Consider the following 24,080-nt stretch of genomic DNA (forward strand, 5'->3'; position numbering starts at 1 on the left):
TTTAAAATTCACTGAAGCTACTGTATTTGAAGGTAAAAAACTAAATGAATTAGTTATTGGTGACACGGTTAAAACTTGGTACGGCAGTCAACCACTGGATAGTAACCCTATGCAAGCATCAGCTTCAAAAATTTCATTCGTTGAGTAAGATTTTATTACGAACTGGTGCGAGAGTGCTGAACAGCAGACACTATTCTGCTAACGGGAAAGGTTTGTTGAAGAAGTAGATCACTCTTTTTTATTGGAGTAGGATAAGCAGATTTAGAGGTTTTTATAATGTTCAGTTATATATTTATGATGGGGGAGATAGTATGAATTATATTTACCACATGGTTCCAAAGAATATGAAGGGTTCGGAGCTGCATCCATTGAATGAACTTAAAAATGAATATCCTGAACTCTTTGAAAGATATATTCAAAAATACTTTGATCATCCTGAGAGACCAAAACTTCTAGAGAAGAAAATACCTAAATTGGATTGCTTATGGAATGATGTATTGCACTTTTTACCAATACACCCCTACCACGTTTATAAAGCTATCACTGACTTAGGAATAAAAACTAAAAAGGAACAACAGTTTTACAAAGTACCTATAGATAAACTGCAGTCAAATAAAACTGCTATATATCTTTATTCAAAAGAAAAATATGACGGCCCATCTGCTGATATTGATATGAGTGAGATTAAAATTTTAAATACTGACGAGTATAAAGAACTAATAGAATTACCAAGAGATACTATAGAATATTATAGAGTTGAGAACGAGAAAGGAAATAGATTTGGACTATTTCCTTATATCCCACATATTCTAAGCCTTGGAAAAGTTAATGTAGAGGATGTTGAAGTTATAACATGGAATGAAAATCAGAACAAATAATTTCATTATTAAACCAGCATATAGAATCTCGTTTCATATTGCGTTAAAGGGTGCGATGATCCAAGAAGGATTATCGCCTATTTATGTTGAAGGTATTAAACAAACGGGAAAGGTTTGTTGAATAACAGATCTATTTAGTGCATAATCCATGAAGGATTATGCTTCTTTTATCGAATACTATCACAAGATAACAAGGAAGTTAATAAGAAGAAATGGTGTGATTTTCTTGAGGAGATTTATTTAGCAGTTTTTGTTACCTGAGTTTAGTTTGAAAAATAAAGTAGTTTCATAAATAAGGGGGAATTATGAATGGGGATTTTATAAGGGTATAACCTTATTTATATTCTTGTAGGTTTTCTATATTATTTTTCGTGATTGAGTTAGCTGTCCGTCGTGGCATTGATAATTCAGAAACAAATGAAATAATTAAAAAACTAATCAGAGAGAAAGATAGAGAAGATAGTAAAAAGAACAAGAATTGAATAATAAACTAGGCTGATTGTAAAAATGGGAATCGCTCATTGCGTTAACGGGGGCAAGAGTAGAATAAGGATACGAGCTACAAATAGAGTAGAGATGCTTCTGGCAAAAAAAAACGAAGAAAGAGAATCACTCTTCCTTCTTACTGAATTGAAGATAATCAAGTTTATTTGAAATATCTTTTAGAACAACATTTCGCTCTCTTTGAGCTCTAATAAGGCTAACAGCAAACCAAATTGCAAATATAAGACCTGCTAAGTATAGAATAATCATTAATAAAAACGGGATTATAGCTAATGCCTCCAACGTAGTACCTCCATTTATGTAAGTTACTAGAATTATAACACATTCCTTTGTAAGGTGATTTTACTGAGTACAAATGAAGTGATCTGTAGTTACATTTAACTCTTATCGCACTATTTAGTACATCCCTACAAGGATAACGGTTCTACTTCAACTATAGGGAGCAATAATGTAATAAGAAGTTGTTATTTCAAAAGTTGCACTGAGTTACGATTTTCTTCTAAAAAGGGAGTGATAAAATGCTTTTAGAAATAAAGGACTATGATGCTTCTGGTTTTTTAGAAATAGAAGAACTTCACAGTTTGAGGTATGAGGGGGATATAGAGTTTAATTTCTTCTTAACCCCCTATCAATAGGAACTAAGCAAAATGAAGCTAGTAATTTATTTTCGATTTTAATAATGACTCCCCATGCAAATCAAGATAGTCCAATTGATAAAGGTAATAAACGTTTCGTGGTAAAATATGGTGATGATTGGAAGACTATCTATAATTCACTATCTGAGTTGGTAAAAGGTTGTAGTGCTGATACTTGGGAAGAATCAGTGATAAGGTTAAGAAATCACTTTAGTTGGGAGTATGAGGGTATTCGATAAGGTGTTTTTTATTGAACTATAGGGAGCTATTCTTCAACAAGGAGAATAGCTTTCTTAATTGAGGTAATGAGCCAATAGATTTGTAACGAAAAAGGACACATTTCGTCTATATAAGGAAGATGGTTAAGGGAGATTTTTTTATGAAAAAAATGAGTTTGGTCTTATCTTTGTTTCTTTTATCATTTGGATTATTTGGTTGCCAGGAAAATAGTGAAGTAAAGGTAGATAATTCACAAGTTAACACCGAAAGATTGGAAAAAATTTCTATTGATTCAACGGAAAGCAATTCCGAAACACTAGTTATCAATGCTACAGAAACAATTGAAATGATTAACGAAGCGATAGAAAATGCTGAAAAACAATTAGGTATTATCAATATGGCAGACCCTGAATTTAAAATTGAAATTGGGGAGGAAACATATTTCCTTTGGATTGATGAAAAGTCTGGAACCATTATGAATATAGAGGATACACATACTATTTACTCTTTATCTGTTAGTTCGGTTAATCAAATTAACGAAATCATCTCATATAATTATTTGAACATTAGAGAAACTGCTTGGAACTTCTTAAAAGAAAAAGGTTGGAGTGATAGTGCCAAGGGAGAGTGGAAAAGTGCAACAGTCACTAAAATCATAGTTAGTGAAGAATATGAGTTGTTAGATAAGAGTTATGATGGTAAAGAGGTATTCTCTGTTCAATTTGAAGATAAAGAAAATGTTGTAGCAAGTACACCAATAATATTGGTTGATTCTGATACAAACAAAGTTATTGGGTATATACCAGGAGAATAACATTTACTTATTAAACTACCGGGTACAAGAGTTCAATAAAGGGTGTGATTATTACGGACAAGAAATTAATCGAGATATATGCTAATTGGCAAGATAAACTTGATGTAGACGAATGGTATTTTAGTAATGCATTTGAAGCACTTTCAGAGGATATGTCCTCTGAAAGTGCTTTTAACTATATTTCAGAAGTTATATATATGATTTTAAATTTGATGAGGATTTTTTATTTTGGGAGACACTTTATTTTTTAATCGACTTATATAGAATTGCGGAAACCACTGAAATACATCCAATACTTGAAAAGAATTCGTCTGCTTTGAGAGAGCATATACAAAAATATAAGGATTCATATTCTACTCCATTTCAAGAATTGCAAAGAATTCTTAGGGCTAATAGATAGTTCAACTTATTCAACAAACGGGGGCGAGAAATGAAATAGAAGAGGCACTGATCTATGAAGGATTAGTACCACTTTTTGTTGAAGTAGTGAGCAGGATTGTTTAAGAAGATATTGAAAGGTGGAGGTACACTGTTGGAATTATGGGATGTGTATGATATAAATCGAGGTAAAACCAATCGTACATGGGTTCGAGGAATAGAGCTTGAACCTGGGGATTTCCATTTAGTTATTCATGTATGTATTTTTAATTCAAACGGGGAAATGCTCATTCAACAAAGGCAGTCCTTCAAAGAGGGTTGGCCTAATCTGTGGGATCTCACTGCAGGAGGGAGTGCCACAGTTGGGGATACAAGTCAAACTGCTGCGCAAAGGGAATTGTATGAAGAGATTGGTTTGAAAGTAGACTTTCAGAATATACGACCTCACTTAACAATTAACTTTCAAAATGGATTTGATGACATTTATTTAATCCAAGAAGATGTGCAATTAGATATGCTTACTTTACAGTATGAAGAGGTTCAAAGTGTTAAATGGGCAAGCAAGGAAGAAATTTTGACGATGATCAAAAATGAAGAATTTCTCCCATACTACGAAAGTCTTATCCACTTACTATTTGATTGCCGAAACAAGCGTGGAACTATTCAAAGGTAAAAGAATTAAATAAACAACATGAGGGCGACGTTCCGCCCTCCGTTGAGTAATGACCAATAAAATTCGAGTTGAGTAAAAAGGGGATTGTATTATGAAAGAATGGTGCGGCTCAGCTGCAATTTGCATAAATGGAAATGAGATACTCATGGTAAGGGAAAATGGTAGTGATAAATGGGCTATTCCCTCTGGTGGAATGGAGAAGGGTGAAACTCCTGAACAATGTTGTCTAAGGGAAATGAAAGAAGAGACAGGCTATGACGTAAGAATTGTTGAGAAATTATTTGTTAAAGAGACTGTTATAAAGGGGATAGATGTAAAAACATATTATTTTATTGTAGAAAAAAATGGTGAGAGTGAAGGCATAAATGATCCGGACAATACTATTGTTGAAACGAGATGGTTGTCTGCTCCAGAATTGAAGAATATGCCCCAAGCATATCCTGAAGATTTAGAAAGACTTCTATCTTTATTAAGCTAAAGGATGCGAATGTTGAATAATGTCATCGCCTTTGTTTATTCTGTTCAAGAGGCAACCTTTGTGTAATTAATAGTCTTATTTATTGGGAGGTAGTATATGAGCAAAATATTTTTTATATTAGCAGTTGTCTTGGGACTAACAATTGTTGGTTGCTCAAAAGGTGAAATGCTAGATTCAAATCCTCCAAGTGTTTATCTGCAAATAGATCAGGAAAAATATCTAACCAAATTAGGAACTTATTGTTGGAAAAACAAATGCGCTGATGTAAAAGCTCCTCCAACTGAGCGGTTAAAAGGAAAGGAACCTATTGTAGTTACTCCTGGGGAGGTAATTTCATTGCTCATGGATTATGAGCCAAAGCCAAACGAGGTTTATTTTGCACAATACATCGATGTAGAAAGAAAAGAAGTCCAACTTAAAGACAATCGTTTCAATGCACCTATACATAAAGGGGTTTATTATTATTCATACCGAGTAGCCTGGATGGATGAAGAAGATAAACATTTATCTCACGGAGATGCATCTTATGATTTCGTTATAGAAGTGAAATAACCCTCTTCAACAAACGGGGGCAATTTTTTAATAGTGCCAGGGACTAATTTAGCAGGATTAGTCCCTGTTCTTATTGAAGTATTGGGCAGCATTCCTGTAATGATTAAAAATGGCATTTGAACAAAAAAATAACCTCTTGGTATGATATAGTGTCCGAAGCTGGCCAGCGAAAGGACAAATTATATATACCAGGAGGCCTTCATAATGAATTATAACCAAAATAATAAGATTGCTCAAATTACTTCTCAAACACTAATTATTGGTGTTGATATTGCGAAATTCAAGCACGTAGCACGTGCTCAAGACTTCAGAGGTATGGAGTTTGGTAAACCTCTATACTTTGAAAATGCGAAAGCTAGTTTTGATACATTTGTTGAATGGATTAGAGAGATTCAGGATCAACAAAACATGATTAATGTAATCATCGGTGTTGAACCTACGGGACACTACTGGCATAATTTAGCTTATTATCTTAAAGAAACTAATCTTAAGCTTGTGGTTGTCAATCCTAAGCATGTCAAGAAGACAAAGGAATTAGATGATAATTCCCCAACTAAGAATGATGTGAAAGATGCAAAGGTCATTGCTCAATTAGTGAAAGACGGAAGATACGCTGAACCTAATACTTCCAGAAGGAATATATGCCGATCTCAGAATCGCTAGAAAAATACGCGATCAATTCAATTATCCGTTGATCTACAAGCAGTACAAGGACAGGTTCACAATTGGATTGATCGATATTTTCCGATTCTTAACAGTTTTCAAGGATTGGGAAGGGCTATCAGCTCTTCAAATATTAAAGCTAAATCTACTACCACATGAGTTAGTTCAACTCCCTGATCAAGAGTTATTAGCTCATATTAGAAAAGCTGTGAAACGTGCAGTGGGCATAAGTAGAATAAAAGAATTAAAGAAGGCAGCCAGTGTTTCCATTGGAATCCGTGAGGGTTCAGATTTGGCCAAATTAGAGTTAAGCACGTTGTTAGATAAGTATGAACTCATTACTAAAAAGTTTGAACAACTAGAGGTTAAAAGGGACGAGCTATTAGAACAAATACCAGGAGTACACCAAATGCTAGCGATTACCGGTATAGGAAAAGATACGATAGCTGCGTCCTTTTGCGGAGGTTGGAGATCTACGTTACTATTCACACCCTCGTCAAATTATTAAACTTGCAGGATTAAGCTTGATGGAGCACACTTCAGGCAAACATAAGGGGCAAACAAGAATTACAAATCAGAGTTGTTATGCCCCTTGTAGCTAAGAATTCTGCTTTTAAAGCCTTGCATGAATACTATACAAAACGACCTGACAATTCATTGAAAAAGATGCAGTCACTAATAGCTTTATGTAATAAATTGATACGAGTTTTATTTGCAATAGGCAAGAAGCAGTTTGTGTTTAGTGAAGACAGAATGTTGAAGGATATTCCTCATATGGCTGAATTGCCAAAGGTAGCATAGTTTTCTCGGTAACTACGTAAAGAACATGGTTTATAAGTAGAGTATTTCAACAATTAATAGACATTTGAAGCATGGATTAGTCAGTAAATCAACTAAAATACGGACATAGATCCTGTCGGGCAGCATAACTGACATCTACCTCTGGAAAGGTTGGACGAAGGAATTTTGGAGCATAGACTCTGTGAGATATGGGAGGGTTGACCACCATGAGAAATGTAGACATCCACCAGTGCGACCATACTTTAACTAATTATCCACTTTTTGGATAGGGGTGGTTTAGGTAGCTACAGTCTTTTTTGCTTCTAAACTCCAAAATTTAACTGAAATACAACTTTATTCCATGTTATCAATGTCTATTAAAAATGGAAGACTATGAAATCATGAGAAAAAACGAGAAATCGAGAGATTTACCTTTATATATAGAGGGAGTTTAGTTGAAAAAATGATTGTCATTAAATCCGAGGTGTACTCAATACAAAGTTTATTATCTGTCGATTGATAGAGAGATATGTCAGAGGAGATATGTTAAATGATAGGATTGTATATTTTATGCTTAATTTTAATGTGCTTTATGGTGGAGTTTATGTTTATTCGTATGCATTTTAAAAAAGCGGGTTATAATCATGGGCTAAAAAGAGATGTTATGATTGTACTTGGTTATCCCGCAAAAAAGGATGGAAGCATGTCTCCAATTTTGCGAGAACGGGTCAATAAAGCAGCAGTTCTCTATCACGCTGGAATTGCTGAAGTAGTTATTTGTTCGGGTGCATCTGTCACAAATAATCATGTTGAGGCAGATGTCATGGCACGAGCCTTAGTGGAGTTAGGAGTGGATGGTAGCCAAATCATACGAGAAACGAAAGCAAGGGGCACTTATGAAAATTTGGTAAAATCCCGCGAAATCATGCACGAGAGAGGATTGAAAAAAGCGGTTATAGTCACCTCACCCTGGCACTTGCGAAAAGCCAGTTCATATGCGTTTCGGTTAGGAATAGAACATACCTTGGAAAATTCTAAAGTGCCAAAAGAATTCATCATAGGAGTAGGAATCATTTACGTTTACGTATACATACAGATGTTCATAATTTATTTACGTTTTCATAAAGTAAGACAATGAACCCTACTACATTAAAAAGGATGAAAATGTCTCTGTTTTATTCAAGAATAGATATAACAGTATGGGTGATTCTTCAACTACTATAAAAAATAAATTATGTAAGGAAGGAAAAAAGGCAATACTTAAGAAGACGCAGCTATTCATTTTTTTTAGGAGAGCGCCTGATTCATAGTCTATTAGAAAGCAAATCTTGAGACTGGATCAAGATGCTTCTGTATCTGTTTCTGTTTCTGTCAATGAAATGGTATATCCTACGCTTTCGAGTCGTCGTATATAGCTAGCTCTTATTAACCCATGACGAAGGAGTTTAGCAATCCACTCAGCATCATTTACATCCGTTTTCCTTCCAGGAACAGCCTTAATGTGTTGTGCATTTACTACAAAAAATTCAATTCCCTCACTTTCTAGTAAATTTACGATTGGTTTCCAGTAAACACTGGTGCTCTCCATAGCAACATGAGTACAATTGTGTTCCTTAATCCAGTCTAGTAGTTTCAACAAAAATACTGTTTTCGTCGAAAATGTTTGAATCTCCTTTCCTTCTGGTGTAAGAATACATGCGGTAATAGAATCTTTATGAACGTCCATCCCACATGCTTGTTCAATGATTACATCCATTGTAATCTTCCTTTCTACGACAAATTATGGAGGCTGGTGCAACAACCAGAACAGGATTAATCTACTATGAGTGCTTCCGCAAGGGAGCAACAGTCAGTGGTGCACCGTGGATGAAGGAGTCAGACTAAAGGATGGGCTCTAACGCACCATAGTGTATCGACCTTCCTCTCCCAGCCGTAGAACAAGTAATGACAGATCCAGAACATTTTCCTTCTCTGTGGTGCAGCGCCGATCTTGCGATGCATGGGAGGCTAAAGGGGGCTTTACACAACAGCTTATATTACAAAAAAGCAATTCTATAAATAGTAGGCTATGTTATAGGAAAAGGTTGATTTATCGTAAAATGGTAGGGTGACTTCTATCTTACATCTGGTTTTATAATTTCCAACTGAACTGGATTTTTATGTTAAAATAAGAATAAGTTTGTGAAGGTGACAGAGGTAAATCAGCATTCTTTAGTAAGGAGGGATTCTTTGAAAGATATAGAGTTAGAATATAAGATAGTTGGTAGTGGGAAGTCTATTCTTATCTTAGAAACAGGGATAGGTGGTTCGTTTTATAATTGGTATCCTTTTATTCAAGAGATTAAAGAAGACTTTACGATTGTTATGTACCACAGGGCTGGATACGGGAATAGTCCAGTTTCAAAAGAACTTCGAACAACTAAAAATATTGCTGAGGAACTTTATGAACTTATTGAAAGAATTGGTATTACTGAAAAATTTGTTCTAATTGGACATTCTTTTGGAGGATTGTGTGTACAGCAGTTCTCTAAAATGTACGCTAACAAAATAAAGGGACTAATCCTTATAGATTCTACCTCGTATAACTTTAACAAGTTATACAATCTTGATATACCTGTTATGAATTCCTTAATTTCAATAGATAAGATGGTAGACAACAATATGGAGAACTCTAAAAAATCAAAAGAAGAACTGAATCGGAAATTCAACAAGATGATTGTTCATTACGAAAATATTTTACCTTACAGCGAAGCAAAAGATTATGAGGAATTGATAACAAATCCCCTATTCTTTAAGACAATTGCTAAAGAATTTGAAAACTGGGGTATAAGTAGCAAAAATATTTTAGAAATGGGTGATTTCCCTGACATTCCACTAATAGTAATCGCCAGAGATATAGAAGTATCAGTAAAGTCTTTTGTTGAACATGACATACCTGTGGAAGAAGCAGTTTTATATGAAGAGGTTTGGCGTGAGTTGCAGATAGAATTATCTCAGCTGTCTAAAAAAGGCGAGTTAGTTGTCGCTGAAGGAAGTGACCATGACATTCACATAGATAGACCTGATATTGTAATTCAATGTTTAAAAAGGTTTTTATAACAATGAATTTCTAATAGGATAGGTATAAAATGAGCTTGGAAATACATTTTCCCAGCTCATTTTTATGTGCATTCTTAATTATTTTGAAATAACATTTGTTATGGTGTAGTTTAGTTTAAGAGGAACATATGAAGATAAACTCGAATAGATACTCGAAGTTACCTTTTATGGATTGCTTTAGAGGTGAAAGATGATGTAAAAGATATTATATGGTTTTGTCGTTATAATTTTATTAAGTATGCCATCGTTTACGTAAATGCTAAAAGTAATAAAATCGAAGAGAACTTGAAAAATTGTTACAGAAGTCACTTGCTTAAGGGGATTTAAAAGTAGCATCTCCATACTTGAATTACTACCATTTAAAAGATGACGCACTAATAAATTTAGGAATAGAAACATTAGAAAAACGAATAGAAGGAATCATAAGAGCCTATGATTTACGAAAAGTTGGATTTATTGTAAATGAATAGCAAAAGAGTCTTAATCCGACGTGAGTAAATATTCGCACGTACCTTTCTCAAGCAATAGCAACTGGCCACATGAGAGGGAATGCTATGGTAAGCAGTGATTATGCAATAAAGGTAGTTAATACTCTGACAAATAATTCTTTAGATGCTTCAACGCACGAAAGGAAAGACAGTTTAAGATAATAAATGATTTATTGGATTTAAGTTACATACATTGTAAAATAGTGTACTTAAATTAACGGGGAGCTAATCTTAAAGAAGGAGATTGGCTTTTTTCTTACAGTAAAGAGCAGGATAACTTACCAAGAAGAAACATAGTATTATTAATTGTATATAATAATTGGAAGTAAGAGAATACAATCCCGACTTATTGACTTAATAGAAGATGGTAGAGGGATAATTCCCCTAGAAAGCAATTCTGGAAAGAGAGTAAATGATGCACCAGTTGGACAAGTTAATGTCCCAATTACATTTCCGTCGAGTGGTATTTGGGAGATTTCCTTAATGGTTGATAAAAATGAATTTAGTAACTTTAAACTTTTTGTTCCTGAAAAGGCTGAAAAACTAAAGAAGCTAGGAAAAATACCACCCTTATTGAAGTATCGGGGCAAGAGTGGAATAATGAGTTGTCGATATGTCAACTTGCAATGGGATCAGCTGTAGGCTGATCCTTCTTTTTAAAGGGTCGATTAGTTTAGGAAGGAATTTATATTAGTTAGTCGAATATTACCTTAATATTACAAATGGAGGATGAAGAAATTTGATAAAAGAAATTGATCCTTTATAGTTCCTAGATTATTACATATGAAAAATTTCATAAAATGCATTTTAGAAGAATGCAAAGAGATAGGGATGAAATTTTTTTAAGGAATTTTAATATGTCCAAGGATGATCTTGAAACATTGTTGTACTTTGGAATGATAAATATAAAAAGAGACATACATGTGTTAGAAGAACAACTTAATAAAATGTATAACTGTAATTTTGAGAACTTCATTAAAACAGAACTTGTTCACTTACAGAACAAATACCCTACCAATAAGACTATCCATTTAGAATTATATTAGATATTGAAGATGAGTTTGCTATCAGTAAGCTGGGGGGCGTTTCAGCTTTTACTGATTGGAATGGAAAAATGTGTTTTATCGTTCTTCCAGAAGAAAACATTCGTAAAACTTTACAGTCTGTTAAGCACATGAATTTCATCATCACTGGCGAATAAGTTCGTTAGAAATGAATGAAGAAAAAGAAACATTACTAGACAGAATGATCCTTGAAGGATTGGCAGAACACTTTGTTGAGAAAGAACTAGGAACTGATTTCTTAGGTCCACACAAAAGTGTTCTAACAGAAAAACAGGCTAAATTCGAATCGAACATTGAACAAATTAATATTTATTTAGAAAACACCCCCAAAGTTATGAACAAAATATTTGGCGAGTATTTAAAGAGATTTATTTAAAAAAATTTGAAGTTAATAGAAAGATTGTGATTGTTGATGAAACTTTTCTTTTAATGGAGTCTCCTTTGTTCTACTTTCAATAGCAAGATTGTGAAAAAATGTACTTATTAACGGGTGCGATTATGGAATAAGGAAAGGTACTGTACAAGCAGAATTAGTACCTTGTGGGAGTAAAGAAGCAGGTTAGATAAAGAGTCATGGTAAGTATTCTAAACATTCTGTTATAATCAAAAAGATTGATTTGGAAAGGGGGTTTTACCAATGATGATAATCGAACAATAATAAATAGGAATAAAGTTAGACAGAATCTACTTGTTCAAGCGTATTCCTTTTTATTTAACCAGGTTAATAAATGAATAATAGTAATTATCGGGAGGAATAGCTATGAACAAAAATATACAAGAGAAGGTTACAGATATTCAAAACAAGGTTGATTTTTCAGGTTCAGTATTTGTTGGAGACAAAGATAAGGTGTTGCTAGAACAAAACTTTGGTTATGCAAATCGTTCTGATCAAATAGAAAATAACTCTGCGACACGTTTTGGAATTGCATCTGGATGTAAATTGTTTACTGCAATAGCGGTCTGTCAACTTGTTGAAAAGGGGAAAATCTCTTTCGACTCTAAATTGACCGATTGTCTTGATATTGAACTAAAACGCTTTGATGAAAAAGTGACTGTCCATCATTTACTGACACATACTTCTGGAATACCAGATTATTTCGATGAAGATGAAATGGATGACTTTGAGGAACTTTGGGTTGCAAATCCTATGTATCACATAAGAAAGTTAAAGGATTTCTTACCACTGTTTCAAGATGAACCTATGAAAGCAAAAGTAGGAGAATCGTTTCACTACAATAATGCTGGTTACATATTATTAGGGTTAATTGTTGAACAGGCAAGTGGACTTGAATTCTCTGACTACATTCAAGAACACATTTTCAATAAGGCTAATATGACGAATTCTGGGTATTTTGCATTTGATTCTCTACCGCCAAATACAGCATTAGGCTATATCGATAAAACTGATGGAACTTGGAAAACAAATATTTATTCATTACCTGTAAAAGGTGGTTCAGATGGTGGTGCATTTGTAACTGCTAATGATATGTCTAAGTTGTGGACAGCACTTATGAATTATCAACTTTTAAATGAAACGTACACAAATAAACTTTTATCCACTCATACACAAGTAAATGACAGTGGCTATTATGGCTATGGTATTTGGATTAAGAAAACCATAGAAAACAATATTCTTAAATATCATATAATGGGTTATGATCCAGGAGTTAGCTTTCACTCTGCCCATTATCCAGACTTATCCATTAATGTAGTTGTTTGTTCTAATAAGTCGGATGGGGCGTTTGAAATAATGAGTGGAATAGAAGAAGAATTGGTAAAAATAAAAGACTTAAAATAGAGATGTATTAGAAGAGCCCAACTTTTTAGGCTCTTCTTTTTAAATACCTAAAAGATTGTGCAAAGATGCGCTTAAAGTAACGGGTAGCTTTTGCACAACAATAGCTTATATTACGAACGGGTCGGATAGTGTAATAAGAGAATCCAGTTGGAAAATAGGGTTAAAATCAATTAATTTACAGTTAAATCGTGACTATATTCGCCATTTAAAGTGATTCTTTTCTTTTTAAAAACTTCTTTTAGAAAATTTAGAATTTAATATGGATTATTATGGTAATATTCTTATATATTACTATTGAGGGGGGCTGTATGATTAACGCGTATAAAGCACTTAAGTTTTTTTTATTACTTATATTATTAGTTATTCTTATAAGTGGATGTTCAAAAACAGCTGTTGAAACAGTAGATACAACAAAACTACAACAAGAGTTAGAACATGCAAAAGAACTAGTTAGTCAAAAGAATACATCACTATATGAATTAGATCAGAAATATAAAAGATTACAATGGGAAGCAGCCAAAACAAATGAAAAATTAAATGAATTACAACAACAAATTAACACATTGGAAGCAGTTCAACATAATTTTTCTATCATTAAAGGTGATATTATTCCTTTACATAATTGGAAGCAAGAAATTAACTTGGTAAATATTCTTGGAGAGCCATTATCAGAGGAGCTCACTTCATTAAGTGGAGATGGATTTTCTGGGACGTTTATAAAAGAAGTGAACTATGAAGGTTTAAAAATTGTTTTATTTTCACCAGATGGAGACTCTTATTGGATTATGAAGATGGATATTGTAAGTAATGAATATATGACTCCAAAGGGAATTAAGGTTGGCGATCATATAGATGCAGCTAAACAAGCTTATCCAAATTTAACAATTTCACTGGATGGGATTAGTAAGGAAAATATCGGCTTTTATGAATTAACTTATGATTATAATTATTTAATATTCAAGGTAGAAAATAGTTTTATCAAAAGTATCCATTTAAAATATGAAATGCCTTAAGTCATTTTTATTTAACTATCGGGGGGGGGGGGGCTATTGCACAACAGCTATATTCGAACGGGATAAGAATGGAACAAGCAACGGGTCAAAGACTCGTTGCTGTTTCATCCGTTTAAAAGTATTTTTGATAAAACTCTTTTCTCAGTTTTCCGCTCAGTTGAGCATAAATACGAGTAGTCTCACTTTTCTCATGCCCTAGAAGGCTTTGAATGACATCGATAGGTGCACCATTATTTAACAGGTGTGTAGCAATAACTATGCCTCAATTGATGAGGATAAATCTCTTTATTTATACCAGCCCTGTTTGATATTCTCTTAATAACATATCTCATTTGTGCGATGATCATTCTGTGTGGAAAGCGTTCCGTAACAAATATAGCTGATTCCATATCAGTCCTTTCATCAAGGTATTTTTTGAGCCAAATATCACATTGGATATTATTAGTTTAGCGCATAGAGTTAGATCTATAAAATCCCTTTTTAGATGGGCTCACGAAGAAGGCAAACTATCAAAAAACCCAACAAGAAAAATAAATGAACCAAAAATGGGGAAACGTATCCCTAAGTTTTTAACCGAGCGAAGGCTTTAGATTTTTACTTGATTCAGCTAAATACTGTTTTATCTGATTTGTCGTAATTCATATGCTTTTAATGTCTGTGGTGAAAATCCTTCAATTCTCTTATCAGCTTTATAGGCTTTTGCCAGGCTTCTGATAACCTCATTTGTCCTACCTCCGAAATATATATAGAAGGATTATTGACAAAAGAAATGAATAGAAAACTGTAAAGTGTATTTTTAAAATAACCCTTCTTTTAATTATAGAGCAATACAAGTAGAAATTTCGGCTAGCCCCAATTATTTGTAGATTTTCTCCCTTGAATTTGTCTAAGGAAACAAGATGGAATGGGGTTTAGTACGTGAGCAATATCCCGATAAACTAGTATTAGTTGAAGCATTATCTACTTCATCAAAAGACAGCGTTCGTACTGTCGAAGAAATGTCCATCATCTCAACTTTTGATGATAACATGTACGCATGGAATGCGTACAAAAGAGTACATAAAGAAAATCCTGAGAAAGAACTTTATGTATTTCATACCTCCAAAGAAAAGCCAGAAGTTATTGAAAAATTTTTTTATTGGCGTGCGAGGCCGAAGATGGAGTTAAGAGTTGAAGATGGTCTTCTATTAGACAAGGTGACTCTTGAATATCAAGGTAAAAAATTACAGCTAGATAATGTATTGGTGGACACTGGGTGCTCAGATAGTATTTTTGACACTGACTTATTGGCTAAAATAGGTCTCAATGTGGATTATATCAATGGGGTACCTACTACTATGTATGGAGTTGGTGGAAAAGGCGAGGTCTGTAATCAACAAATTGTCACTGATTTTTATATAGATGGACAAGCCTTAAATCATTTCCACTTCAACTAGGTATAACACAAGATATTTACGGATTCGACAGATTTACCGGACTTGATTTTAGGATGGAAACAAGTCTGATAGTTGACTTCTCTGAATTAGTAGTGAGTTATAATGGGTTACAAAAGCTGCATTTACTATGAAAATATTTGCCGTCAATTTGACGGTTTTTATTTTAATCATGATGTACTTTAACTAAATTATAGGGGAAACTTCTTTAATAAACAAAATGAGAGGATCTGCTGTGCTATAGTTTCATTTTATAATTGGAAGAAGGGCAAAAACCTGTTTTTATTAAGTTAGGTCAAGATTTTTCAGATGAAGTTTTTATATTTTCGATATTTATAGAGTGGAAGTGATATTTGTGTTGAGATGTACCTGGTGTATGAAAAAAATTAAAGATAACAATCCAGTATTCGGACTATGTGTAAAGTTTGCAGAAGGTATAGATTATTCCGAATCTGAAGGTACAATTATTCAAGTTGGTCTTCGTACTCGCAATACGAGTGTCCCAATGATTGTAACTGCTAGGGATTCAGAGGCCAAAATTCAAGGTACTGATGGTATTTTTGCTATATGCAGCGAGAAATGTGGTACAAAGATGAAAAATACCCTAGAAAATGAAGTATCTTTTAGAGAAATTAAAGATATTTCTCTTGGATGATAACAAAAGAGATTACAACAGTAAATTGAAAAAGTATATAATGTAACTCAATTTTGACTAAAGGGGAGCTAATGTGCAACAAGAAAATGCGATCAGCTACGGCTGGTCTTTTGTTTTATAATGAGGTTAGAGGGCAGGTTTATAAAGAATTGAGGTGTTTTAATGAAAATACTTTTTTCCATTCTTTTTTTACAACTAATAACTTTTCTATTATTCTTTATAGATTTCTATACTATGTTCTCACATCAAACAGTAGTACTAATATGGAGTTCATTAGTCCTTATAGGTTTTTTCTACGGTTTCAAAGGGGTAATCAAGTATAAAGAAGATGTTAGGATGTTTATGTTATCAACTACGACGGTAATAACGAGTGTTTGCTTATTGTTCTTTATGTATTTAATTATTTTGTCATCAATGTAATAAAACAATGTTCGAACAGAAAGGGATTGATATCGTCTGAATTTATAATTTTTGATTAACGGGTGCTAATCTTCAAGAAGGAGATTGGCTTTTTTGTTGAAGTAAAGAGCAGTTTAGCATAATTAGAATTTACCTTAAATTACCAAGAAACAAGTGTGGTCTAAGCTCGTATATTAGGTAACTGAAATAGGGGGGATTTAATGAAACACTTAATTATAATCTTTATTTTGATGGTAATTCTTAGTGGCTGCCAATTGGGTAGAAGTGACTTATTAGATACTTCAAAACTTGAGAAAGAAGAAATTGAAGGGAATTTAACGGAGGAACAACTGAGTGGAATTCCAACCTTATATAAAGCTCCTTCTCTAGAAGTAGCTCTAGATGCCGTTCCTTTCACAGTTAATCTGCCTGAAGCATTACCTTTTGAAACAGAAGGATTTAAGGTAATAGCAATACAAGATTGGGGCGATAGAGATGACAAAAAGGATATTTCAATAGAATTACAGGCTTGGGGAGAAGCATCAGCACCTATGGATAAAAACGTCACTATCATGATACATGATTTCGAAGTGACTTATTCTACTTCTGGTATAAAAATAACATTAGATAATGGGATAGAAGCACGTTATGATATGGACCACAAAGCAGGCGGAAATATCTATTTTGTTCATAAAGGGCTTATTATAAGTATTAGTTATACCGATAAGGAAAAAGAATTCGAAAAAGAAAAAGTGCTAGATGTATTAGTTACGCTAGCCAATCAAATGTTGAAGGAGTAAAATGTTAACACCTAAAAAATTTTTCCTGTTAGAATTTAATAATGGAGAAATGGTATTGCTTAACTTAACGCCTAATAAGAAATATGAAATACTAGATGTTGTCATTGTTCCTGATGAACTAAAGTCTATCTTTAAATAAGAACGGCCTTTATTGTGTTAACGGGTGCAAATCTTTAATAAGTCGGTACTGATCTAAGGAGGATTAGTACCTTCTTTTATTGAAGTATTGGTGCAGAATAGTTCAACAACGTAATTACGAAAAATCTTTCTATAATGCTATTCAGCATAAAGTAAAAGGGGTGTAAAGTAATGAAGCGAAAAATCATACTTCTTATCACTATAACGATAATGATTGGTATAGCAACGTATGGCTATTACTTTTATAATATCCCCCAAAAAGGGAAAGGCTTTACTAAGATGACGATTTATTTAAATTGGGATAAGGAAGGACCATATGTTATTACTGATAGAGAAGTGATAAACACTGTTATAGACACAATCAATTCAGGCTCAAGAAAAAATATTTCAAAAATAATATTTGAAGAAGGTCCAGACGGAAGAATTATTTTTAGTGGGAAGAAAAAAGGTGTTGAAGTCGGAGTTTTTAGTAACGGAGGAAACGTAGTTACCGATAAATATTATATTATTACAGGTTTAAACCTTGATGAGATAATCAATAAAAACAATTAGGTTTTTTACTACCATGAAAATTAAATTCTGGCATGTTGAAAAAATGGCAATACTAAAGAAGACGCAGCTTATTCTTTTTTTAAAATAGGAGCGTCTGATTTGTAGGTTGTAAGATAACTAACTTTGACTGGATCAAGATATTTTAGCTTAAAGGTTGCCTCTTGAACAGAATAAGCAAAGGCGATGACATTATTCAACATTAGCTACCCATTAGTAGAACAACATTCTACCAAATGTGTAATTATTAGTCTTATTTATTGGGAGGTAGTAAATGAGCAAAATATTTTTTATATTAGCTGTTATTTTGAGACTAACAATTGTAGGTTGCTCAATAGGTAAAATGCTAGATTCAAATCCTCCAAGTGTTTATCTGCAAATAGATCAGGAAAAATATATAACCAAATTAGGAACTTATTGTTGGAAAAACAAATGCGCTGATGTAAAAGCCCCTCCAACTGAGCGGTTGAAACCTGGGGAGGTAATTTCATTGCTCATGGATTATGAGACAAAGCCAAACGCAGCTTATTTTGAACAATACATCGATGAAGAAAGAAAAGAAGTCCAACTTAAAGACAATCGTTTCAATGCACCTATACATAAAGGGGGTTATTATTATTCATACCGAGCAGCCTGGATGGATGAAGAAGATAAACATTTATCTCACGGAGATGCATCTTATGATTTCGTTATAGAAGTGAAATAACCCTCTTCAACAATCGGGGGCAATTCTTGAATAAGTAAGTGATCAGCTGCTGCTGGTCATTTTGTGTTTTATCGGGTCGTTTAGTGTAACAAGGGTACAGTATTTTATCTTCATGAGTATTAACAGTAAATTACTATATTTTAGTAAAATCTCTCCTTAAATATAGATGATATGGTAAAATGAGAAAGTATGTTCGTAACACGGTGCTTTTGATATGAAAGGTAAAATAGAAGAGAGGGTTTGTAGTTATGGAGTTTAATATAAAAAACGATTATTTTAATAAAGCTATTTCAGAAGTTAGTAAGTCTGTATCTACTAGAACAACACTACCAATATTAACAGGGATAAAAATAATAGCTGATACTGATGGTTTAACACTAATAGGTAGCAATTCAGATATTATTATTGAAAGAATTCTTCCTAAATCAAATGATGGCGAGAATATGTTAGAGGTACTTAAAACTGGTAGTGTAGTAATTTCTGCAAAGTATCTTAGTGAAATAATTAAGAAGTTACCTAATGACATTTACTTAAAAGTAAATGATAATCAATCAGTGGTTATACAATCTGAAGAAATAGTTACTAAATTAAACGGCATTAATGGAGAAGAATATCCTTCTTTGCCTAAAGTTAATTTAAGTAGTAATTTTAAAATTAAAAGTGATGATTTAATAGATATTATTAAGCAAACTGTATTTGCTGCTTCCAAAAGTGAATCAAAACCCATTCTTACTGGGGTTAATTTTTCTTTTCAAGAAGAATTACTTACTTGTGTTGCAACAAATTCACATAGATTAGCTTTAAAAAAATATAATATTAAATCTAATTTAAATGGTTCCTTTATTGTACCTAGTTCGTCTTTAATTGAATTTTCAAGGTTATTTGGTAGTTGTACAACTGAAATAGATATATATGCAACAGAAACAAATATCGTCTTTAAATCTAATACTATCTCATTATACTCAAGGTTAATTGAAGGTGTATATCCTAATATATCAGCTTTAATTCCAGAACAATCAAACACAATTATCACTTTAGACACGACACAACTATTAAAAGGTATTGATAGAGCTAGTTTATTTGCTAGCGAATGGAGAAATAACAATATTAATTTGCAAATTATAGATAAATCGAGGTTAAAAATCTCTTCAAAATCCTCAGAGATGGGACAAATTGAAGAAGTGCAATACATAAAGGGTATTTCTGGGGTTGATGAGTTAGATATTTCTCTTGATGGGAATTTTATGATGGATGCATTAAAGGCTATTAAAGAAGATGAAGTAAAATTATGTTTCAATGGTTCGATGAGACCTATTTTGGTAATACCCGAAGGAAATGAACAACAATTACAACTAATATCTCCAGTGAGATCCTATTAGATGTGAGATTAGTTGATTCTGTTTGTCTTGCATTTTAAACTTCATATAAGAGCTTCCTTCTTAGATCTTAAGTTTAGAGTGGTGTCTATTCTTAAAATCTTACTGAGGAGCTCTGTTTTTTTCAAATCCGAAAATTAACCAGCTACAGGAATTCTAACGGGTAATTATCTTGAAGAAGGGACAATTTTGTATAATAAGGCATTTGGATTTTTATGGTAGTATATAGTGTAAGTGATTGGAGGGATACGATTGAAACTATGCATAAATTGTGAATCTGATATGGTAGAAAAAAAGAATTTCTTTGCCTTTAAAATTCCTATTGTAATTATTCTTATTTTAATACCCTACGGGATCTTTTTATGTTGGCTTCCGTTTTTAATTCCAGGTAACTATGCATGTAAAAAATGTGGCAGAGAATATCGTAAAGTAAAAAAGAAATAGATTGGCGAGAATTTGAGAAATTAAAGAGAGAAAAAGAAGAAAATGTTTAAGTCATTGTCCCTCAAGTAACGGGGGTATATGTTGAACAAGACAGATTCTAAAAACGTCAGGCATTAAGCCAGCAGGCTTTATGCCTGTTCTTGTTGAAGTGTAAAAGTGAAAGATAGTAGAGGATAGGAAGAGGTAATATATATGGATATTTATGAAGTGGTTATAATAATCTTATTAGTATTTATAGCTTTAATTCTTATTAAAGTAAATCTGGAAAGGTAAAAATTTAGAGGATGTTCTCTATCGCATAATTAGGATTTTTATTAATCATTTGCAGCTAAAGTGCAATATTTCAATTTCATATGGTGCATATAGAGATATATAATTTTCACTAACGGGTGGCGAGAGTGCAATAGACGTGGTATTGATTCATAAGGATTAGTACCACTCTTTGTTGAAGTAAGGAGGCAGGATTGTTTAAAAAGGAGATAAAAACTTTTGGTATTATTAAATAGTAATATTACTCAATTAAGGAGATACAGAATGATGAACCACTTTTACTCTAACAATATAATATTAGAAAATGATATTGTGAGGTTAGTGCCATTTAAAGAACATTACATAGAACAGTTAAAAAAAATTATCTACGATGAAGAAGTATATTACACAATTGAATGTAAAAATGAAGATGATTTGGAAAGGTACGTTGCGGAAACTACTGAACAAAGAAAAATGGGAAATTCATACCCCTTTATAATAGTTGACAAAAGAACTAATGAAGTAGCGGGTTCGACAAGATATGGAAACATTCAATTCAATAACAAGCGGTTAGAAATCGGATGGACTTGGTACGGTAAACCATTTAGGGGGACAGGATTAAATTTTGCTTGTAAATATGAACTATTGAGATATGCCTTTGAAGTTATGAATATTAGAAGAGTGCAATTTAGTGCGGATATAGAAAACATTCGTTCACAAAATGCAATTAAAAAGTTGGGAGCTACCCAAGAAGGAATATTTAGAGCAAACTATATTAATTCGTCAGGGCAAAGTCGAGATGATGTTTACTTTAGCATTATTTACAAAGAGTGGGAAAAAATCAAGAAGAGTGTATTTAAAGAATTCGCTAAACAGATTGACTAATGTTTTTTACATATTTCAAAAATAAGATTGTGAATTATTTAACGTAAATTAACGGGGCTAATGCTGGACAAGGGTAGTCGCCTCTCCGTTTTGCGTAAAGTGTAGGATAGCTTAATTGAAATAGTCCCAATTTGAAATTCATGGGGTGATAATAATATCTAGCAATACAGTATTATATATTATTTTCTTTCTTCTGATTATTATTGAGTTTTTTGTGATAATTTGGGTTAACAAAAGGTATAAATCGATGTTTCCAAACGACAGACTTCAAAAGATTATTTTTAATGTTTTTCTCTTCCTCTTTGGGCTAACTGCAATAATTGTCTTTCTTAGTTCATTAGCGGATACCTTTAGGATGTATTAAGCTAAAGACCAGCTATTAAAGGTCAAGCGACTAAAGAAAATATTTTCAAATATAATTATTGAGCTTTTTAGGAGTGGCAAAGAAACCTAGACCTGTCACTTTAAAAAAATGACAAACATAGGCTATAACTAGTTATTTTCTGTTTCTTTCAAACGAGGTTGATAGGGTTGTCCATCTCTTAATATCGCAAAGATAATGTGTGTTAGTTTACAAGCAATTGCCCCAACAGCTGTACCATGTGCTTTTCCTCGATCACGCATTTTTTGATAAAAAAGGGAAAGTGCGGGGTCATGATAACTAGCAACAAATGCAGCTTGCCATATAGCTCGTCTTAGGTACGGAGAACCACGGTTAGAGAGCTTAGTATTAGATCCAGTAAAGTCACCTGATTGATAGACTGAAGCATCGAGGCCTGCAAAAGCTACTAATTGTCCAGGACGTTCGAAACGGTTAATAGAACCAATTTCTCCTAATATAACGGCAGCCGTTACATCACTTATTCCCGATATAGTTGTAAGAAAATGTTCTTGACGATTAGAAAGTTCAATCATAACTTTTTCAATTTGTTGAGTAAGCTGTTTTTCAAACAAACTTATCTGTTCCAACAATAGGTGGATTTGCATTTTAAACACTTCTGTTCCATTAGAAATACCAAAGCTGCGAGTTGGTCAGTATCAATAGTTAATAAATCTTCTGGTAGGGGATACTTTAGAAGAATTTCAGTAGAAGAAACTCCAAAGACATCAGAGAAAATCTCCTCATATTCAGGAAAGACCTGATCTAGTAACGCAATAATTTTCCATTTAATATCTGAAGTTTGGTCAACCAAAGCATAACGTAAACGCTCTAATTGTCTAAGTTGAAGTAGATCATCCTCTACAAACGGTGTTTCGTCTGGAGAGTCTATCCGAATAACTTGAGCTATAAGGTAAGCATCCTTCACATCCGTTTTTGTTTTACGAATATAAAAATGGCGCAATGCATCTGACTGCATAGGGTTAAATGCAGTAATCTTAAATCCAAGATTATGTAGAAAATAGAAGACAGAAAGCCAATAATGTCCAGTAGCCTCCATACCACAAGAACAATTATCTAGTGATACATTGTGTTTGTTTATATATTCAAGCAGTTTTTCACTGCCTGATTTTGAATTGGCGAAGCGTACTGTCTTTCCTACAGGATCTCCCTTTTCATTTATTAAACCTGCTTCATGATGACGTTTACCAATATCAATTCCAAGATAAAACATGAAGCTGCACAGCCTATAAATAATTGACCAAATGATAAGGCCTCTTTTACTTTATAGATATCCAACCTCGTTCGATATACGACAACTAAGTGTCATCCAGCTCATACGAATAGTTCTATAAAGAAAGAGGTGTCAGTCTTTAGCACGAAGACATAGCTTTAAGGGGGCCGAGCGACAACTTCTACCTGATTTAAAATACATTATACAATGAGTACAATGTTTAAACCCAGAAAAAATCTGGTTAATCATAATATACGAGGGGGCGTATCTACGACAAGCAGATACGCTCTTTCCCTATTGGAGCATTTATTACAATAAGAATATTTGTTAGAGGACTAATATTTTCGGAGGTATGACTGTGGATAGAACAAAGGTAAGAGTTTATTTTAGTCTATTTGGTGATACATTTCCCTTAGATTATGTGACTGAAAAATTAGGGATTACACCTTCTCATACTTATAGAAAAGGAGATGTAATTCCCAATCGTTCAACGACTCTGTTTAGAAAAGAAACTTCTTGGGATTTAGATACTGGTTACCAAGAATCTCTTGATGTAAATGAACAATTACAACAAATTATAACCCAACTTCGAAATAAGGTATCAATAATTAGTGAGATAAAAAAGATTTATTCTGTTGAGTGTAAGTTCTTTATCGTCGTGGAAATAGAAGAAGGAAATACTCCAGGCTTATATTTGGATAGAGATATTATTAACTTTGCATCAAATATTGAAGCTGAATTTGTTATAGATTTATATGCAAACCCTTATAAGGAATATAACGAATAAAGGAAGAACA

The 24,080-nt window shown here is 33.1% G+C and carries 23 protein-coding genes and 5 pseudogenes; 24 read left to right on the forward strand and 4 right to left on the reverse strand.

The window, feature by feature from the left end; translation table 11 throughout:
* Together ACFSCX_RS19410 and ACFSCX_RS19415 are read left to right on the forward strand one after the other, a co-directional pair.
* Positions 1–148: DUF3221 domain-containing protein (locus ACFSCX_RS19410; RefSeq protein WP_377930035.1), on the forward strand; the 148-nt coding region annotated here is incomplete at its 5' end.
* Between the two features lie 163 nt (positions 149–311).
* The gene (locus tag ACFSCX_RS19415; RefSeq protein WP_377929905.1) at positions 312–878 is read left to right on the forward strand and encodes a group-specific protein; all 567 of its coding nucleotides are present in this window, start codon (positions 312–314) and stop codon (positions 876–878) included.
* 609 nt (positions 879–1,487) lie between these two features.
* Here the strand turns inward: ACFSCX_RS19415 and ACFSCX_RS19420 are convergent.
* Entirely contained in the window at positions 1,488–1,664 is a 177-nt protein-coding gene (locus ACFSCX_RS19420; protein ID WP_377929906.1) for a hypothetical protein, read from the reverse strand.
* 397 nt (positions 1,665–2,061) lie between these two features.
* Between ACFSCX_RS19420 and ACFSCX_RS19425 the strand changes: the two genes are divergently transcribed.
* The 7 genes and pseudogenes from ACFSCX_RS19425 (at position 2,062) to ACFSCX_RS19455 (ending at position 7,712) form a co-directional block, all read left to right on the forward strand.
* The gene (locus tag ACFSCX_RS19425; RefSeq protein WP_377929907.1) at positions 2,062–2,256 is read left to right on the forward strand and encodes an Imm8 family immunity protein; all 195 of its coding nucleotides are present in this window, start codon (positions 2,062–2,064) and stop codon (positions 2,254–2,256) included.
* 140 nt (positions 2,257–2,396) lie between these two features.
* Entirely contained in the window at positions 2,397–3,050 is a 654-nt protein-coding gene (locus ACFSCX_RS19430) for a YhfM domain-containing protein (RefSeq protein WP_377929908.1), read from the forward strand.
* A 532-nt stretch (positions 3,051–3,582) separates the two neighbouring features.
* A complete protein-coding gene (locus ACFSCX_RS19435; protein WP_377929909.1) occupies positions 3,583–4,101 on the forward strand; it encodes an NUDIX hydrolase in 519 nt (172 codons plus the stop codon).
* 91 nt (positions 4,102–4,192) lie between these two features.
* Positions 4,193–4,579, forward strand: a complete 387-nt coding sequence (locus ACFSCX_RS19440) for an NUDIX hydrolase (protein WP_377929910.1) — start codon at positions 4,193–4,195, stop codon at positions 4,577–4,579.
* Between the two features lie 96 nt (positions 4,580–4,675).
* Positions 4,676–5,131 carry a hypothetical protein gene (locus ACFSCX_RS19445; protein WP_377929911.1) on the forward strand — a complete coding sequence of 152 codons (456 nt, stop codon included), beginning with the start codon at positions 4,676–4,678 and terminating at the stop codon, positions 5,129–5,131.
* 204 nt (positions 5,132–5,335) lie between these two features.
* A pseudogene (locus tag ACFSCX_RS19450) lies at positions 5,336–6,595 on the forward strand (IS110 family RNA-guided transposase).
* A 529-nt stretch (positions 6,596–7,124) separates the two neighbouring features.
* The gene (locus ACFSCX_RS19455; RefSeq protein WP_377929913.1) at positions 7,125–7,712 is read left to right on the forward strand and encodes a YdcF family protein; all 588 of its coding nucleotides are present in this window, start codon (positions 7,125–7,127) and stop codon (positions 7,710–7,712) included.
* Between the two features lie 258 nt (positions 7,713–7,970).
* On the opposite strand, the pseudogene ACFSCX_RS19460 reads toward ACFSCX_RS19455, so the two are convergent.
* Positions 7,971–8,330, reverse strand: a pseudogene (locus ACFSCX_RS19460) (IS110 family transposase); the annotation flags it as partial.
* Between the two features lie 473 nt (positions 8,331–8,803).
* Between ACFSCX_RS19460 and ACFSCX_RS19465 the strand changes: the two are divergent.
* The 5 genes from ACFSCX_RS19465 (at position 8,804) to ACFSCX_RS19485 (ending at position 14,036) form a co-directional block, all read left to right on the forward strand.
* Entirely contained in the window at positions 8,804–9,673 is an 870-nt protein-coding gene (locus ACFSCX_RS19465) for an alpha/beta hydrolase (RefSeq protein ID WP_377929914.1), read from the forward strand.
* 554 nt (positions 9,674–10,227) lie between these two features.
* A complete protein-coding gene (locus ACFSCX_RS19470) occupies positions 10,228–10,323 on the forward strand; it encodes a hypothetical protein (protein ID WP_377929915.1) in 96 nt (31 codons plus the stop codon).
* A 1,050-nt stretch (positions 10,324–11,373) separates the two neighbouring features.
* Complete coding sequence (locus ACFSCX_RS19475) at positions 11,374–11,601, forward strand: DUF2268 domain-containing putative Zn-dependent protease (protein ID WP_377929916.1); 228 nt, start codon at positions 11,374–11,376, stop codon at positions 11,599–11,601.
* A gap of 384 nt (positions 11,602–11,985) precedes the next feature.
* On the forward strand, positions 11,986–13,023 hold the full coding sequence (locus ACFSCX_RS19480; RefSeq protein ID WP_377929918.1) for a serine hydrolase domain-containing protein: 1,038 nt from the start codon (positions 11,986–11,988) through the stop codon (positions 13,021–13,023).
* A 308-nt stretch (positions 13,024–13,331) separates the two neighbouring features.
* Complete coding sequence (locus tag ACFSCX_RS19485; protein ID WP_377929919.1) at positions 13,332–14,036, forward strand: hypothetical protein; 705 nt, start codon at positions 13,332–13,334, stop codon at positions 14,034–14,036.
* Positions 14,037–14,148: 112 nt separating this feature from the next.
* Here ACFSCX_RS19485 and ACFSCX_RS19490 read toward each other — a convergent pair.
* Positions 14,149–14,476 (reverse strand): annotated as a pseudogene (locus ACFSCX_RS19490) (tyrosine-type recombinase/integrase); the annotation flags it as partial.
* Positions 14,477–14,479: 3 nt separating this feature from the next.
* Between ACFSCX_RS19490 and ACFSCX_RS19495 the strand changes: the two are divergent.
* The 9 genes and pseudogenes from ACFSCX_RS19495 to ACFSCX_RS19535 form a co-directional block, all read left to right on the forward strand.
* Positions 14,480–14,614 (forward strand): annotated as a pseudogene (locus ACFSCX_RS19495) (integrase); the annotation flags it as partial.
* Between the two features lie 321 nt (positions 14,615–14,935).
* Positions 14,936–15,472: a pepsin/retropepsin-like aspartic protease family protein gene (locus ACFSCX_RS19500; RefSeq protein ID WP_377929920.1), complete on the forward strand. Its 537-nt coding sequence runs from the start codon at positions 14,936–14,938 to the stop codon at positions 15,470–15,472.
* A gap of 373 nt (positions 15,473–15,845) precedes the next feature.
* A complete protein-coding gene (locus ACFSCX_RS19505; RefSeq protein ID WP_377929921.1) occupies positions 15,846–16,124 on the forward strand; it encodes a hypothetical protein in 279 nt (92 codons plus the stop codon).
* 620 nt (positions 16,125–16,744) lie between these two features.
* Entirely contained in the window at positions 16,745–17,323 is a 579-nt protein-coding gene (locus ACFSCX_RS19510) for a hypothetical protein (protein WP_377929922.1), read from the forward strand.
* A 1-nt stretch (position 17,324) separates the two neighbouring features.
* Positions 17,325–17,462, forward strand: a complete 138-nt coding sequence (locus tag ACFSCX_RS19515; protein WP_377929923.1) for a hypothetical protein — start codon at positions 17,325–17,327, stop codon at positions 17,460–17,462.
* A gap of 170 nt (positions 17,463–17,632) precedes the next feature.
* Complete coding sequence (locus tag ACFSCX_RS19520; RefSeq protein ID WP_377929924.1) at positions 17,633–18,013, forward strand: hypothetical protein; 381 nt, start codon at positions 17,633–17,635, stop codon at positions 18,011–18,013.
* A gap of 271 nt (positions 18,014–18,284) precedes the next feature.
* Positions 18,285–18,716 carry a hypothetical protein gene (locus ACFSCX_RS19525; protein ID WP_377929925.1) on the forward strand — a complete coding sequence of 144 codons (432 nt, stop codon included), beginning with the start codon at positions 18,285–18,287 and terminating at the stop codon, positions 18,714–18,716.
* Positions 18,717–18,964: 248 nt separating this feature from the next.
* A complete protein-coding gene (dnaN, locus tag ACFSCX_RS19530) occupies positions 18,965–20,095 on the forward strand; it encodes a DNA polymerase III subunit beta (RefSeq protein ID WP_377929926.1) in 1,131 nt (376 codons plus the stop codon).
* A gap of 975 nt (positions 20,096–21,070) precedes the next feature.
* Positions 21,071–21,670, forward strand: a complete 600-nt coding sequence (locus ACFSCX_RS19535; RefSeq protein ID WP_377929927.1) for a GNAT family N-acetyltransferase — start codon at positions 21,071–21,073, stop codon at positions 21,668–21,670.
* 492 nt (positions 21,671–22,162) lie between these two features.
* On the opposite strand, the pseudogene ACFSCX_RS25740 reads toward ACFSCX_RS19535, so the two are convergent.
* Positions 22,163–23,283 (reverse strand): annotated as a pseudogene (locus ACFSCX_RS25740) (IS110 family RNA-guided transposase).
* 352 nt (positions 23,284–23,635) lie between these two features.
* Here ACFSCX_RS25740 and ACFSCX_RS19550 point away from each other — a divergent pair.
* On the forward strand, positions 23,636–24,070 hold the full coding sequence (locus ACFSCX_RS19550; protein ID WP_377929932.1) for a DUF4279 domain-containing protein: 435 nt from the start codon (positions 23,636–23,638) through the stop codon (positions 24,068–24,070).
* The last annotated feature ends 10 nt before the right edge of the window (positions 24,071–24,080 follow it).

Source organism: Bacillus salitolerans, assembly GCF_042680805.1.
GTDB lineage: Bacteria > Bacillota > Bacilli > Bacillales > SA4 > Bacillus_CJ > Bacillus_CJ salitolerans.

What these genes read in the sequence shown, in the direction of transcription:
- dnaN (WP_377929926.1), top strand. Translation starts at nt 18,965, where the DNA reads ATGGAGTTTAATATAAAAAACGATTATTTTAATAAAGCTATTTCAGAA.
- ACFSCX_RS19550 (WP_377929932.1), top strand. Translation starts at nt 23,636, where the DNA reads ATGACTGTGGATAGAACAAAGGTAAGAGTTTATTTTAGTCTATTTGGT.
- ACFSCX_RS19415 (WP_377929905.1), top strand. Translation starts at nt 312, where the DNA reads ATGAATTATATTTACCACATGGTTCCAAAGAATATGAAGGGTTCGGAG.
- ACFSCX_RS19510 (WP_377929922.1), top strand. Translation starts at nt 16,745, where the DNA reads ATGAAACACTTAATTATAATCTTTATTTTGATGGTAATTCTTAGTGGC.
- ACFSCX_RS19505 (WP_377929921.1), top strand. Translation starts at nt 15,846, where the DNA reads ATGAAAAAAATTAAAGATAACAATCCAGTATTCGGACTATGTGTAAAG.
- ACFSCX_RS19535 (WP_377929927.1), top strand. Translation starts at nt 21,071, where the DNA reads ATGATGAACCACTTTTACTCTAACAATATAATATTAGAAAATGATATT.
- ACFSCX_RS19430 (WP_377929908.1), top strand. Translation starts at nt 2,397, where the DNA reads ATGAAAAAAATGAGTTTGGTCTTATCTTTGTTTCTTTTATCATTTGGA.
- ACFSCX_RS19425 (WP_377929907.1), top strand. Translation starts at nt 2,062, where the DNA reads ATGACTCCCCATGCAAATCAAGATAGTCCAATTGATAAAGGTAATAAA.
- ACFSCX_RS19520 (WP_377929924.1), top strand. Translation starts at nt 17,633, where the DNA reads ATGAAGCGAAAAATCATACTTCTTATCACTATAACGATAATGATTGGT.
- ACFSCX_RS19455 (WP_377929913.1), top strand. Translation starts at nt 7,125, where the DNA reads ATGATAGGATTGTATATTTTATGCTTAATTTTAATGTGCTTTATGGTG.
- ACFSCX_RS19525 (WP_377929925.1), top strand. Translation starts at nt 18,285, where the DNA reads ATGAGCAAAATATTTTTTATATTAGCTGTTATTTTGAGACTAACAATT.
- ACFSCX_RS19440 (WP_377929910.1), top strand. Translation starts at nt 4,193, where the DNA reads ATGAAAGAATGGTGCGGCTCAGCTGCAATTTGCATAAATGGAAATGAG.
- ACFSCX_RS19515 (WP_377929923.1), top strand. Translation starts at nt 17,325, where the DNA reads ATGTTAACACCTAAAAAATTTTTCCTGTTAGAATTTAATAATGGAGAA.
- ACFSCX_RS19445 (WP_377929911.1), top strand. Translation starts at nt 4,676, where the DNA reads ATGAGCAAAATATTTTTTATATTAGCAGTTGTCTTGGGACTAACAATT.
- ACFSCX_RS19500 (WP_377929920.1), top strand. Translation starts at nt 14,936, where the DNA reads ATGGAATGGGGTTTAGTACGTGAGCAATATCCCGATAAACTAGTATTA.
- ACFSCX_RS19470 (WP_377929915.1), top strand. Translation starts at nt 10,228, where the DNA reads ATGGTAAGCAGTGATTATGCAATAAAGGTAGTTAATACTCTGACAAAT.
- ACFSCX_RS19475 (WP_377929916.1), top strand. Translation starts at nt 11,374, where the DNA reads ATGAATGAAGAAAAAGAAACATTACTAGACAGAATGATCCTTGAAGGA.
- ACFSCX_RS19485 (WP_377929919.1), top strand. Translation starts at nt 13,332, where the DNA reads ATGATTAACGCGTATAAAGCACTTAAGTTTTTTTTATTACTTATATTA.
- ACFSCX_RS19480 (WP_377929918.1), top strand. Translation starts at nt 11,986, where the DNA reads ATGAACAAAAATATACAAGAGAAGGTTACAGATATTCAAAACAAGGTT.